Here is a 13,404-nt window from a genome sequence, read left to right on the forward strand (position 1 = left end):
CCCCATTTAAATGGGTATGTGGCCCGCACCGTGCCCGTCTAGGGCAACCGCTGGGTGATCATCGGGATCCTGTTTGTCGGCCTCTCATTAAGCTTGCCGCTGCTCCTTTTCTTCGCGAAACATGGGCGACAAACTTCAGCCCCTTCGCCCGCGCTTTCTCCCAATTCATGAAAGAATAGCTCTGATGCAAGGGTTGCTTGATGAGGAGTTGCGATGCGCAGTCGCTGGTTTCATATCCCAAAGTTCCACACCATCCAAAGCAATATGGAAAAACGGGTTGGCTGGCTCGAGCTGTTCTACGACCTGATTTTCGTTGCGTCTTTTATCCAGCTCGGTAATACACTCAGCGAATACGTGTCCATCGAACGCTTTTTCGGGTTCATCGCCCTCTTTACGCCTATTTGGATCGTTTGGTACGGCTTCACCCATTTTGCCAACCGCTTCGATGTGGACGACTTCCTGCACCGCTCCATTGTCTACTGCCAAATGTTTGCCGTGGGTGCCATGGCTGTCACCGTACCTCAGGCTTTACGCGGCGAGCACCAGCTCTTTGCCTACGCCTACGCCGGCGCGCAGTTCTGCATTTTCTTGATGTACCTGCGTTGTCGTTTTCACCAAAAGGAGGGCCGTGAAACCACCACCCATTGGGCGCTTGTTTGGTTGGCCGGCACCCTGCTGTGGTTGATCTCCGCCTGGTTGCCCACCCCGTACGCCTATGGGGCCTGGGTGTTGGGGTTGCTGTTGGTTATTGGATCGCCGCTGCGCCGCAGTGTCCGCGCCTTTGAAATGCGTTACCCCGTTGACTTGGAACACCTTAGCGAACGCTATGGTTTGATGACGATTATCGTTCTGGGCGAGTCCTTCGTGAAAATGTTGGGTGGTTTGGTCGCCAATGAACCCAGTCTTCCGGCCCTGGCCCACGCGAGTTTCGCCCTTATCGTCACCTGTGCCTTGTGGTGGATTTACTTTGACGACATCGCCGACAGCCGTTTGCGTCGCTTTCCCTTTGCTTATCCCTTGTGGTTGTTTGGTCACCTTCCTCTCCATTGCGGCACCATTGCTGTTGGGGTTGGTTTACAGAAGGTCATTTATTTTGATCTTTGGGCGCCCGGCGATCCCAAATACCGCTGGCTGTTGTGCGGTGCCTTGGCTTTGGTTTTTTTCGCCACCGCGCTGGTTGAATCGGTGACCGAGCGCAAAAACGCCGTGCTGAGCGATCAACTGCGCGTCTATGTGCGTTTACTTTTCGGATTCTTGATGGTGGTGCTGCCCGCCGCGGCCGCGACCATGCCCTCACTGTGGTTTTTGGTGCTCCTCGCCGGCGCCTGTTTGATCCAAGTTGGGTTCGACATGATGACCGCGCCCTTTGACGAGCGAAATTTGCTCAAGCACCACGGTGGCGAGCACCCACCGGCACCCGCGCCTAAACCGGGAAGAACCGTTGGCTCGGGTCATTCTGTTTCGCGAGGAGCGCCGTCGAATTTACGGCAAGACCTGTTCACCTACTTCATGCAAGCTTCTTGGATTGCATTGTTTATCACTATTGCCGTGTTCTTTTTCCTGCTCAATGTTTTGTTTGCCGCCCTCTATCTCATGGTTCCCGACACCATCGCCAACGCACGCCCCGATTCCTTTGCCGACGCTTTTTATTTCAGCGTGCAAACCATGTCGACCATTGGTTACGGCACCTTGACGCCCACCTCGGATTACGGCCATATCATTGCGACCATTGAGGCCGGTGTGAGTTGGATTTGTGTCGCCCTGGTCACCGGACTCATTTTTGCCAAGGCCTCGCGCCCCAGACACGCCGTGCTGTTTAGTGAACCCATCCTTTTGACCCGACACAACAGCCAACCGGTTCTGATGTTTCGCGTTGGTAACGCCCGCGGCAATGACATTATTGATGCGTCGCTTAACCTGACCGTTTTGATCGACGAGGTCACCGACGAGGGCAACCACCTGCGCGCGGTCAAAGACCTGAAACTAACCCGCTCAAGCACGCCCTTTTTTTCGATGACCTGGCTGGTCATCCATCCGGTTGACGAGGACAGTCCCTTGTTCGGGTTGGGACCTGATCAAATAGCGGCGCGGGTGTCCGCTTTTTGCGCCGTGATCGTAGGCCACGATGGAACCTACAGCCAATCGGTTTATGCGCGTCATACCTATTACCCGGAGGATGTGAAGGCCGACCATACCTTTGTGGACGTTCTCTCGAGTTTGGATGACGGCCGGGTGGTGGTTGATTACCATCGCTTCCACCAAACCCAGCCCGTCAAAGGGTCCCCCCCCGAATGAGTCGGCTGGGGACCGGGTTTGCCTAAAAGCGGTCGGAATGGACGTTGGTTAACTTGGTCATGGTGTTGATGGAGACGTGCGGCCAGCCGATCAGGCCGGGCAGACCGTCGCGACGACCGAAGAAGTCCAGCATCACCACTTGCAGGTATTGCAGGCGCAGCTTGATTGTGTCGCCGTCTTTCACCTTTTGAATCCAGAAAGTGGATTTCATCGAGGCCGCGTTTGCTTGGCGGACGACGAAGGGGATGTTTTTGATGCCCCCGGTTTCGAGGGTGGAATCGAAGGTCAATACCGTTGATTCAATGATGTCCACACCTTGGTTGGCCGCGTCCAGTAGAGCCTGAGGCGCCGTGGGGTCGAACAACCCCTCGAAGAGGTTGTTGTGAAAGTGTTTGTAGGGTTCCAGGTAGGGATTGCGTTCGAAGTCGTCGTTGACGCCGGTAGGCAAACCACTGGTAACCGGAATGGTCGGTTTGCCTTTTTCCTCACTGGAACGACCCATCGCCAACACCGAATCACCGTGGGGGATCGTGGCCAGGCGGCAGATGTCCAGTTCGTTGGTTTCTTCGTTCAAGATGCGAAGAAACAAACCGGGCTCGTGGTGGATATCCAGGTTTTTGGGACCGGCAAGACCGCTGTCGGGGAAATCGGCGGCGGCGATTTGTTTAATATTTTGTTCGTAGCTCAAGGCCATCAAAAACTGATCATTGTTGGCCTTGGGCGTTTGTGGGGGCAATGGTTTGATGCCGCGGTTGGGGATGGGGCCGTCAACCGTGGAAAAGACAAGCTGTTCGTTGTACTGGTTCAGCAGCAGACGGTAATTAAAAGGGAATTTGTCCTTGGGTGGGGCGTGGAACGGGAGGGCGATCATGTTCCAGCCGCGACCGGGCAGTTCCTCGTTATTCCAAACACCGACCAAATCTTCGAGGGGACCCAAGCCCTCCGGTGTGTGACCTTTAGGATCTACAATAGAACGGTTTTTATTCTTTAATTTTTCAAAATCTTTAGCAACCATTTTAAATGCTCCTCGCTTAGGGGCTGTTGGTGCAAAAAAAGACAGAATCTTGCACTCATAAAACAAAGCAAGATTCATCGCGGAATTGGTTCAAGAACGGGTATTAAATTTGTTTTAACGGCTGAGGGGTTCCTGAAACCGCTGGAAATAATGGCTATAAACGTGAAAGGTTTATGTGTTCGGGACCCAGGCGGGTGAACAGGCGAAATAACCTTGACGTGGGGATGGGCGGATTTAAGGGGTTGGAGCCGTGATTGCTTACAATGTACATCAATGGAAAAATGATGCCAAGAGGATGTTGTTTTGGTTGTGGTAAGTGTCTGAGTTTGGTGGTTTTTATTAGTGATAGAAGGGTTGTGACGATTATGTGTATGTTAATAGTGTTTTTTTGTTTTGTGGTTATCTTTTGTTTGTTTCGTCTCGCGTTTAGCCTGGAACCTAAGAAGCGCGATAAGAGCGAGGGATTTTGGCTAAAGATCTGGAGCGAAATGGTTTGGGAAAAGCGGAAGCGCACCCATTGGGTGCGGTGGGCATTTTCACAGACCGTTGCAGCCCAGAGGTTTAGCCAAAATCACCGCGAGTTATCGCGCTTCTTAGGTGGAATTCTCACGAGGATTCGTCGCGAGAAGCTGAAGCCTTGTGGGCAATGCGTGTATGGGTTGGGTCGAGCGCGCTTCGATTGGATTTATTGAAAGGGGCAGGAGAAAAAGCTTGCGCGATGCGTGAGTGATCAAGTAACATGCACGCATGTCACATCAAGAACTTTCAAACCACACCGAAGCAACTGTTTTGCAATTCCTCGAAACCGCCCACGCCTTGCAGCGCGATTTGGACAACGCCCTTTCGCTTGCTCGTGGGATCAGCTTTAGCGAGTACCGAATTTTGCGCGCTTTGGCCAATGTCTATTCCGGCGGTGCGCCCCGGATCGATCTGGCCCGCGCGGTCGGGCTCACCCCTTCCGCCGTAACCCGTGCGCTTAAACCCCTCGAAAAACTAGGCTATGTCACCACCGAAAAAGGAGGTCGGGACGCCCGACAAAGCCGCGCCGTGTTAACCACCGGCGGTCGTACCTTATTGGACGATACCCAAGGGGTTTTGCGCGATACACTCATGTCGCTACCCATTAACCAACGCGGCATGGACGACATTGAACTTTTCCGTGCCTGTCTCGGCGAATGTCGCCGTTAACGCACCATGTAGGAGGCTTGGGGCGTCGCAAAGTAATGATTCAGGCACTGGTCCAGACGGCCCAGTGCCTGCTTGATGCGGGTTTCGTCGAAGCCGGCGAAACCCAGCACCAAACCCGAACTTTTTCGTTTGCCGCGGTAATAAGGCGACAGCGGTCGGATTTCCAAGTTGCAATGAACCGCCGTCTCCGCGAAGGCCGTATCGTCAAAAGGAACCTTGGCAAACAAGGTGACATGCATCCCACCGGAATGCGGTCCGGTTTCGAAATGGTGCGCTTGGTTATGCCTCAGCCACTCGCAAACCTGATCGCGACGCGCGCGGTAGCGCTGGCGCATGCGACGCAGGTGCGAGGCAAAATGACCTTGATCGATGAAATCGGCCAAAACCGCCTGGTTGATCGTCGGCGATGAGTTGTCGACCAAGTAGCGTAACTCGCTGAGCGCGCCCACCAATCTTTTGGGAACCACCAAGTAGCCAATGCGTAGCGCGGGGAAAAGGACTTTGCTAAAGGTGCCGGTGTAAATCACGCGGCTTTCCGGTGCCAATCCCTGAATGGCGGCCAAAGGCGGTCCGTCGTAGCGAAACTCACTGTCGTAGTCGTCTTCCAAAATCCAAGAACCGCTTTTTTGGGCAAAGTTCAGTAACTCAAGCCGTCGCGGCATCGTCATTTCGGTGCCGGTTGGGTATTGGTGTGCCGGGGTGACAAAAACCAACTTGGGGTTGCCGTGAATCCGTTGGCCTGCCCGCACATCCAAACCTTCGCCGTCTAACTCGACGGGAATCACATGGGCTTGGCATTGACGAAGGGTCCCCAGAAAACCTTGGTAACAAGGGTTTTCCACCCAGACCGCGTCGTAAGGCGCCAACAGGAGCCGGCAGGTCAAATCCAGTCCCTGCTGGGAACCACTGACCACCAACACCTGATCCGGGTCGCAAACGACTCCGCGGCAGGCTTTGAGGTAGGCGGCGATTGCCTCGCGTAACGGCTGGTAACCGGTTGGACTTGCATAGGTTAACATCGCTCGGCTGGCCTGGCGCCACTGCTTGGCCGACAGCCTGGCCCATAAATCGAGGGGGAAGGCGTCAAGATCGGGAATACCCGGTGTGAAGGGTTTTATTTCACGCGGCGTGGGGCGCTGGTCGATGTCCAAGACCTTGGGGGACGCTTTCATCGGGGTCGGCTCTGTGCTCGTCGCCCTTTTGCCGCTGGGTACCAAAATAGGGTCCAAGTTGGCGCTCACATAAAAACCCGAACCCTGACGAGCTTCTAGAAGTCCCTCGGAACGCAAGACTTCGTAAGCATTGTTGACCGTGTTGCGGCCCAGCGCCAGCATGCCCGCCATGGTCCGCGTCGGCGGAAGATGGCAATGTGCGGGGAACCGGCCACTTAAAATACGCGTGCGAATGGCGTCGGCGAGTTGCAGGTACAGGGGTTTATCGAGGCCTGAATCCAAATCAAAATCGTGTAGCTCGGCGATGGGGAGGCGCTTGTTTTTCATGGCAAATTGGTTCCAATCAAATAACGGAAGTGGATCTAACTTTAGATCCAATTTGTCGGTAGGATCAAGCATATCTGCTTTACATGGGGAGATTATGAACAACCAACTACCTTTTAGTCAGAGCGAAAAATCGCAAACCGAGGCCTTTTCGGTCACCGACAAAACCCGCATCAAACGCGCGCCGCAACGGGCGGTTTACGACAAAGAAACCGTCTACCAAATTCTCGACGAGGCCCTGCTGTGCCATGTTGCCTTTACCTGGAATGAGGCACCGGCGCTCATTCCCACCATTCACTGGCGCATCGACAACCACCTCTACCTGCACGGCGCGTCCAAAAGCCGCTTGATGCAGCATCTGGCAAGTGGCATTCCGGCCTGCATTTCCGTGGCCCTGGTGGATGGTTTGGTGTTGGCCCGTTCCGCCTTTCACCATTCCATGAATTACCGTTCCGTGGTGATCTTTGGGTGTGGTCGCTCGGTTGAGGATCCCGCCAAAAAAGAGAATGTGCTGGCGCGTTTTGTGGAACACGTGATTCCCGGACGTGGGGCCGACGTGCGCCCCGCCAACCCAACCGAGTTAAAAGCAACCCGTTTGATTGAATTTGATCTGCTCGAGGTTTCGGCGAAAATTCGTCGCGGCGAACCCAAGGACGATAGCGCCGATATGGGTTTGGATGTCTGGGCCGGCACCATTCCCCTCAAGCTCACCGCGGGTGAACCCGTTACGGCCGAGGATTCGTTGGTCAGCGCCCCGCCGGCGTACACGCGCAACTACCAGCGCGACGCCGTCGGGACCGAGTCGGCTCACTAACCCGGGTTATTGAGGCAACAGCGATTGCCAAGCCATGATGTAGCGTTGTTTGGGGAACAGGGTTTTTACCGTGCGCCGCGCCATTTTGCCCATTTCCCGGGCGAGCTCGGGATTGTCAAGCAACAGCTTGATGCGTTCCCGCAACAGACCCAAGTCCGCGCTGATGAAACCGTTGACGCCGTCTTGGATGGGTGAACTGGGGTGCGCGGTGGCGACCACCGGCATCCCGGTCGCCATGGCCTCGAGCATGGCGAAATTAAACCCGTCCTCCAGACCGACCTTGGCCGTGTGGAGGTACACGCGATGATCGCGATAGGCTTGGCGCAGGTCGTCCCAGGACGCGGCGGTGCGGGCCTCGGGTAGCGAGGGATTGTGTCCGATTAGGGTCGCCGGGAAACCCTCGGTGAGGGTTTGGTGGGCGGGGTAATCGAGGATTTCACCCCGTTCGACCAGGTGATTGGCAACCCGTAAGACCGCGGCGTTTTCCCCGCGCCAGTCCTGGTAGTCATCCAGGTCCACGTAGGTTTTGATGAGGTGCCCACGCAGGTTCCAATCCACCATTTTGTGTTCCGAAATAAACACCATCTCGCCTTGCCCACGAAAAACCAGCTCGGCGAATTGCATGCGGTACTGGTCGGGGGTCATGTCGGATTCATCCTCGGTGAAACGGCTGTGAAGGCTGGTGTGCATGACGAGGATGCGCTTGACCGGGTAAGGAAGGAAATCAATGAAATCACTGATGTTGTGGGCAATCGCCAGTTGGTAGGCACCGGCTTCCAGGCCGGCCTTGCCTTCATCCCACGAGATCAATCGCCAGCCCTCCGGCAGAGGACGCACGGAATCGGACCAGTTCTGTAGAAAACGCTGATGACCGCTGATTTCCACCAAGTCGAGCTGCCAATCGAGCGCTTTAAACTGGAAAAGGTAGGGCTGGTGGGCGCAAAACGAAATGATGCGGGGTGGTGTCACGGGTTTTACTCGGCGGCCGTGGTTGCAACCATCCACTCCGACGATTCCAGCCACAATAACAGTTCACCCGCGGGAACGGGATGGTTGACGTAAGCACCCTGCATGGCGTCGCAGCCAAACTCTTTGAGCATGTTGTAGGATTCTCGGGAGCTGACGCCTTCGGCCATGACCTTGAGGCCGAGGTTGTGGCCGAGGTCGATCATGGACCGAACGATGGCGATGTCGTTGAGGTTGTGGCCCATTTCCTCGACGAAGGATTGGTCGATTTTGATTTGGCTGACCGGCATGGTTTTGAGGTAGGCCAGGGATGAGTAACCCGTGCCGAAGTTGTCGATGGAAATGGAGATGCCCATTTGGGAAATGGTGAGCAGGCTTTGAATGGCTTGGGCCGGGTCCTCCATCACGCCGCGTTCCGAGACCTCGAAACCCAGCCGCGAGGGGGGCATTTGGTATTCGGTCAAGACGTCGCGGACCTTACTGGGCAGTTGCGGGTCGAGCACGTCTTGGGCGGTGAGGTTAATCGAAACGGCTAAGTCGATGCCCTGATCGTTCCACAGGCGCCATTGGCGAGGGACTTCTTTGAGGACCCAAGCGGTGAGGTGGCGAATGATGCCGCAACGTTCGGCGAGCGGGATGAATTCGCTTGGCGGAATAAAGCCGTGGCTGGGGTGGGGCCAGCGCGTGAGCGCCTCGACGCCTTCCACGCAGCCGTCCACCAGGTTGATCTTGGGCTGGAAGTACAGCATGAGCTCGTCCGAGGAGATCGCGCGACGTAATTCGCTAAGGAGCAGCAGGCGTTGCGGGGTGAACAGGTTCATGTTGTCGCGGTAAAAGCGGAAACCCTGCTCGGTGCTTTTGGCGCTAATCAGCGTCATGTCGGCGTGGCGCATCAACATGTCCATGTTGCAGCCGTGGTCGGGGTAAATCACGATGCCGATGCTGGGATGGATTTCAATGCTGAGATCGCCCAAATCAAAGTGGGGCTCGAACACGCGTTGCAGATGGTGGGCGATTTTGGAGGTTTGCGCCATGGAGGTAATGCGCGGCAGCAAAATGGCGAACTCATCGCCACCCTGGCGAAACACGGTGCCGATTTCCCCGAAGGTGGCTTGCAGGCGCGAGGCGACTTTGGCGAGTAGTTTGTCGCCGTTTTGGTAGCCGAGGGTGTCGTTGACTTCCTTAAACCGGTCGAGGTCGACAAAAAACAAGGCGAAACGCGTGTTTTGGCGCCGCGCTTCTTCAATCGCCTTGGCCAGCTCGATTTGGAGCTGGTTGCGGTTGGCGAGTCCGGTCAAATCGTCGTGATTGATCATGTGGTTGAGGCGGGTTTCCGATTCGCGACGTTGGTCGATTTCGGTTTTGAGCCGGCGTACGTGTTGGCGTGCTTCCTCGTGCAGGGTCCATTTGCGCGTTAGCGACAGGGCCATTTGTTTGACCACGATGCTGTCGAAGGGTTTGTTGAGGAAGAGCAGTCGGTCGGTGGTGCCCAGCTTTTGGAGAATCTCTTCGAAGCTGTAATCGGAGTAGGCGGTACAGATGACCACCTCGACATTGGGGTTTTCGGCCCAAATACGATAAATGGTTTCGATGCCGTCGATGCCCGGCGGCATGCGCACGTCCATAAAAATGAGCGCGTAGGGGCGCGCTTGTGCGTTGGCCTCGGCAACCATAGTCACCGCGTCTTCGCCCTGGTAGGCCGAATCGATTTCGTATTCGACGTCGTAGATACCGGGATGGTTGTAATCGGTCTTGGGTGCTTCGTCAGATTCGTCCTGTTCGTCGGCGAACAGTTGTTGTTCAATGGCGTCCAAATGCGAACGCCTCGATTTCTTCTGTGAAGAACCGAGAATTTTCCGGAAATCTTTGTGGATGTCCGCATTGTCGTCGACGATGAGGATCCGGCGGTTGACCCAGCCCATTCAAAAACACCTTACACGAGGCACAAAAAGCATCTCTTTGAGCATAAGCCCTTTAGAGAAAACCATCTGCGCGTTACCAAGCTCGAAGCTGTACTGCTGTGGGACGTACAAAACATCATAGCAGGGCCCCCAAATTTTTATCAAGCATTGAGTCTACCTGGGATAGCAACCGCCATGGATCCGGGATAAACGACCCTGCGCGGCCGGTTTTTTCCCGGTATCCTCTCCATCGGCCTGCTGACGAGGAACATGAGTTGCCGCCGTTGCTTCAGGCGCCCGGCAAGGGGAAAAACCTGGTTTCGGTTTGGGCGGGACAAAGCGCGTTAAGTATATGGGATTCTGGGCTTTGGGTGCCTGAGGCGGCCTGTTCCGTGTATTTTTTTTCCGTGCGCGGTCTTCGCGGTAAGCAACCTATTTTCAGGCCTTTCAGTTCGGGGAATCGGCCACCGTTACCCTTTGCCCCTCGCCTGAAGAAATGCGCTATTTCGGTGCTGTCGGCGACCGGGTTCGCCCCCTTTTTACGACCTTTTCTTAGCTGGAGCAAAACTTTTGGTGGATCATCTTCACTTAATTGATGACCCCTTTTAGGCTGAACCACGCCTTTGCGAGTCGGAAAACGGTGCAGTGGGTGTCAAGGATTTGGCGACACACCGGGTTGAAGCGGGGGCCGACACCGCTTTTGGCAAGTCCCCTCCGCGTCGCAGATCGCGGTGGGTTTTCCTTTCTCCGGGCCTGTCGACACTCTTACTTCTCATTTAAAGTCTTCCTAGGTACAATGTAACGTTACCCCCAACTCGTTTGTCACCATTGATGAGATGTCCGAATAATTGATTGATACCAATCCCACGCACCCCATTTAAAACCATAGCTTTATTCATTGAATCCAATCCAATGGGAGCTTCCTCAGCGCCATGACTTCAGAAGAAAAACGATTTTCACGCTATATCATTAAAGATATTCTCGGCGAAGGCGCCATGGGTAGCGTGTATCGTGGCTTTGACCCTCACTTGGAACGACATGTCGCCATTAAAACCATGAAGAACTTAGGTGGTGGCGAAGACGACCAACTCAATGATTTTAAAGAGCGTTTTTTTCAAGAATCCAAGGTTTACGCGCGCCTTAATCATCCCAACATTGTCTCGGTTTTTGATGTCGGCATTGAGATCGATAAGCCGTTCCTGGTCATGGAATACATCAAAGGGATGCCGCTTGACGCCTTCGTGCGGCATCATTTGCAGGATTTGGGCAAAATTCTCAACAAGCTGCTGCACCAAATTGCCGACGGTCTGGATTACGCCCATGAAGAGGGCATCATCCACCGCGACATCAAACCCGGCAACATCCTCATCAACCACAAGCGCCGCGCCAAAATTGTCGATTTCGGGCTCGCCAAACTGCAGGATTCCAAGCTCACCCAAACCGGGTTATTCCTTGGGACACCCAGCTATTCCAGTCCCGAACAAATCATTTCCGGTCGGATTGACCATCGCTCCGATGTTTATTCGTTCGGTACCGTCATGTACGAACTGCTGACCGGTAAGCTTCCGTTCGACGCCGACAGTCTGCACGCCATTCTTTACCAAATCGCCAACGAGCCGCCCAAACTCGCGTTTGATCCTTACCGCGACATCCTTGACATTCCCGCTGTGACCGAGGTTTTTGCGCGTGTTTTCGCCAAGGACCTGGATTCTCGTTACCAAAGCGCGGGGGAATTCGCGGAGGACCTTTCCGATCTGCTCGGACCGATCAAATCGCTCGACATGCTCAAGCTGTTGGGTGAGCCGAAGGGTAAAAAGAAAAAGCGTGCACCCGCCAAAAACAAAAAGGCCGCACCCAAAAAAGCTGATCCCAAGGCATCCCCCGCTAAGCCGCGACCGAAGTTGTCCGACAGCAACCCCTCCCCGCTCGCCCAGGCGGAAAACGCGGAGGAGCGCAAGGTTCGCCAGGCGCGCGAGCAATTTTCCCAGGCGTTCCACACCGGCAATTTGTCTTCCGTGCGTTATTGCCTCAAGGAACTCACCGACCTGGGTGTCGATATTACCGAGGAAAGCCGCCACTACCATAAACTCCGCCAAGAGATTGAACAAAAAGAAGTTAAGACCCGAGAAGCCAACCTAGACCGCCACATCAATAAAGCGCGCCAAGAGTTTTTGATTGCCTACAAGGCAGCGAATCTTGCGTCGACCCGTTTTTGCCTCGAGGAGTTGCGCAAGCTGGGCGCTTCCGTGGACAAAGAAGAGCGTGCGCTGAAATCGTTGGAAGCCCGATTGCAGGAGGTCGAGCAGGCACGCAGTTTGGCCCGCCAGAAAACAGAACAGGCACGTAAGCTGTTTAAAACCGCCATGGACAACCGAAAAACGGAAGCGGCGGCGCGTCACTTGGAAACGCTGAAGCAATTGCAAGCCGATGTGACCGAGGAAACCAAGGCGCTGGCGGCCCTGGAAAAAGCCATCAAAAGTCAGGAAGAACAGGTGCGGGTGCGGATCCACCAAGCACGGCTGGGTTTTTTCAACGCCCTCAAAAAAGCCGACGTCGAAACCTGCCGACGGCTTATTTACGAATTGGAAAACGATCTCCAGGTCAATGTCACCAAGGAAGTGCGCGACTTACAGGCTTTGGAAGAGGAGCTCCGGGCAGAGCAGGCCGGCCAAGTCAAGCAGCAGCGCGCCGGTGAAATCAAAAAGTTGTTCGTGACCGCGTTGAGCCGCGAAAATGTTCGCGCCTGCAAGCAGCACATCCAGGAGTTGCAACAATTGGGGCAGCCCGTGGCAAGCGAGACCAAGGCGCTCGAAGTGTTGCTGCAGCAGGTTCGTGACAAAGAAGAGCAGCAGCTTCGCGAATCCATCAAACACCGCGTCCGCGAGCGATTGGCCCAGGCGCTTACCGAGCAGAACCTAACGGATGCCGAGAAGGCGCTGCGCGAGTTGCGTCAGTACGCCGGCGACAACAGCGCGGAGGAACAAGCGGTCAAGTTGTTGCGGCAGCGGTTCCAAGAGGCCGAGGCGCTCAAACTCAAGCGCAACATGGCGGCCCATCTTCGCCAGGATTTCAAAAAAGCGGTGACCGCCAAGAACCTGGATTCGGCGCGTTACTACTTCAAAGAATTGGTGTCCCTGGATGTGAATACCCGCAACGAAAAGCAGGCTTTGCGGAAATTGGAAAGCCGGCTTCAAGCGGAGGCCGAGTTACACCAAAAAATGATTGAACAGGCTCGGGTTAAATTCGCGACGGGTTTGGACAAGAACGACGTGGACCAATGTGACCACTACCTGCGGGTGCTCAAGGAATTTGGGGCCGAGGTTCGCGAGGAAACCAGGCTGTTGGCCAAGTTACGGGCTTCCCTGCGCCAACGGAAAAATAGCGAAGCCGACTTGGATCTCCAGGAAAAACTGAAAAGCAAAATGATCGATCAATTCCGCTGCGAGTTTTTGCGTGCCTTCCAGAACCATGCCTTAGAAGGTTGCGAATACTACCTGGGTGAGTTGCGCCAATTGGGCGCCGAAACCGCCGAGGAAGAACGCGCGGTCAAAATCTTGAGAGGAAACCCGGATAACTCCGCCAAGGCTGTTTAGGCAGGTTTTGCCGCCAAACAAACGCCATATTCTCCGGGAAACGCCGAACGCTCAGGTTTTAAATTTCCGGAGTGCCTTGGTTTTCTCCCGCGTGCGTCCTGTTATAATGGGGCGCTTTTTCTATAGCCCGCATTTC

At 55.0% G+C, this 13,404-nt stretch carries 8 protein-coding genes; 4 read left to right on the plus strand and 4 right to left on the minus strand.

Going from position 1 to position 13,404, the window contains the following annotated elements; translation table 11 throughout:
• Window positions 1–213 precede the first annotated feature (213 nt).
• Window positions 214–2,295, plus strand: coding sequence for a low temperature requirement protein A (locus tag J3U88_RS06270; RefSeq protein ID WP_207857636.1), 2,082 nt, complete (start codon window positions 214–216; stop codon window positions 2,293–2,295).
• 22 nt (window positions 2,296–2,317) lie between these two features.
• On the opposite strand, the gene J3U88_RS06275 is transcribed toward J3U88_RS06270, so the two are convergent.
• The gene (locus J3U88_RS06275) at window positions 2,318–3,310 is read right to left on the minus strand and encodes a heme-binding protein (protein WP_207857637.1); all 993 of its coding nucleotides are present in this window, start codon (window positions 3,308–3,310) and stop codon (window positions 2,318–2,320) included.
• 789 nt (window positions 3,311–4,099) lie between these two features.
• Here J3U88_RS06275 and J3U88_RS06280 point away from each other — a divergent pair.
• Window positions 4,100–4,498, plus strand: coding sequence for a MarR family winged helix-turn-helix transcriptional regulator (locus J3U88_RS06280; protein ID WP_207857639.1), 399 nt, complete (start codon window positions 4,100–4,102; stop codon window positions 4,496–4,498).
• Here J3U88_RS06280 and pdxR read toward each other — a convergent pair.
• Window positions 4,495–5,997, minus strand: coding sequence for a MocR-like pyridoxine biosynthesis transcription factor PdxR (pdxR, locus tag J3U88_RS06285; RefSeq protein ID WP_207857640.1), 1,503 nt, complete (start codon window positions 5,995–5,997; stop codon window positions 4,495–4,497). The genes J3U88_RS06280 and pdxR overlap by 4 nt on opposite strands.
• Before the next feature lie 94 nt (window positions 5,998–6,091).
• Between pdxR and J3U88_RS06290 the strand changes: the two genes are divergently transcribed.
• A complete protein-coding gene (locus tag J3U88_RS06290; protein WP_207857642.1) occupies window positions 6,092–6,808 on the plus strand; it encodes a pyridoxamine 5'-phosphate oxidase family protein in 717 nt (238 codons plus the stop codon).
• Window positions 6,809–6,814: 6 nt separating this feature from the next.
• Here J3U88_RS06290 and J3U88_RS34950 read toward each other — a convergent pair whose 3' ends face one another.
• Together J3U88_RS34950 and J3U88_RS06300 are read right to left on the minus strand one after the other, a co-directional pair.
• Window positions 6,815–7,777, minus strand: coding sequence for a glycosyltransferase (locus J3U88_RS34950; protein ID WP_207857644.1), 963 nt, complete (start codon window positions 7,775–7,777; stop codon window positions 6,815–6,817).
• 5 nt (window positions 7,778–7,782) lie between these two features.
• A complete protein-coding gene (locus J3U88_RS06300; protein ID WP_207857646.1) occupies window positions 7,783–9,588 on the minus strand; it encodes an EAL domain-containing protein in 1,806 nt (601 codons plus the stop codon).
• 1,019 nt (window positions 9,589–10,607) lie between these two features.
• Here J3U88_RS06300 and J3U88_RS06305 point away from each other — a divergent pair.
• Window positions 10,608–13,268 (plus strand): serine/threonine protein kinase, encoded by a 2,661-nt coding sequence (locus tag J3U88_RS06305; RefSeq protein WP_207857648.1) that lies wholly within the window; start codon window positions 10,608–10,610, stop codon window positions 13,266–13,268.
• Window positions 13,269–13,404: the final 136 nt, after the last annotated feature.

This window comes from Acanthopleuribacter pedis (assembly GCF_017377855.1).
GTDB lineage: Bacteria > Acidobacteriota > Holophagae > Acanthopleuribacterales > Acanthopleuribacteraceae > Acanthopleuribacter > Acanthopleuribacter pedis.

Coding starts and splice junctions, on each gene's coding strand:
- pdxR (WP_207857640.1), bottom strand. CDS start 5,997: ATGAAAAACAAGCGCCTCCCCATCGCCGAGCTACACGATTTTGATTTG.
- J3U88_RS06290 (WP_207857642.1), top strand. CDS start 6,092: ATGAACAACCAACTACCTTTTAGTCAGAGCGAAAAATCGCAAACCGAG.
- J3U88_RS06305 (WP_207857648.1), top strand. CDS start 10,608: ATGACTTCAGAAGAAAAACGATTTTCACGCTATATCATTAAAGATATT.
- J3U88_RS06275 (WP_207857637.1), bottom strand. CDS start 3,310: ATGGTTGCTAAAGATTTTGAAAAATTAAAGAATAAAAACCGTTCTATT.
- J3U88_RS06270 (WP_207857636.1), top strand. CDS start 214: ATGCGCAGTCGCTGGTTTCATATCCCAAAGTTCCACACCATCCAAAGC.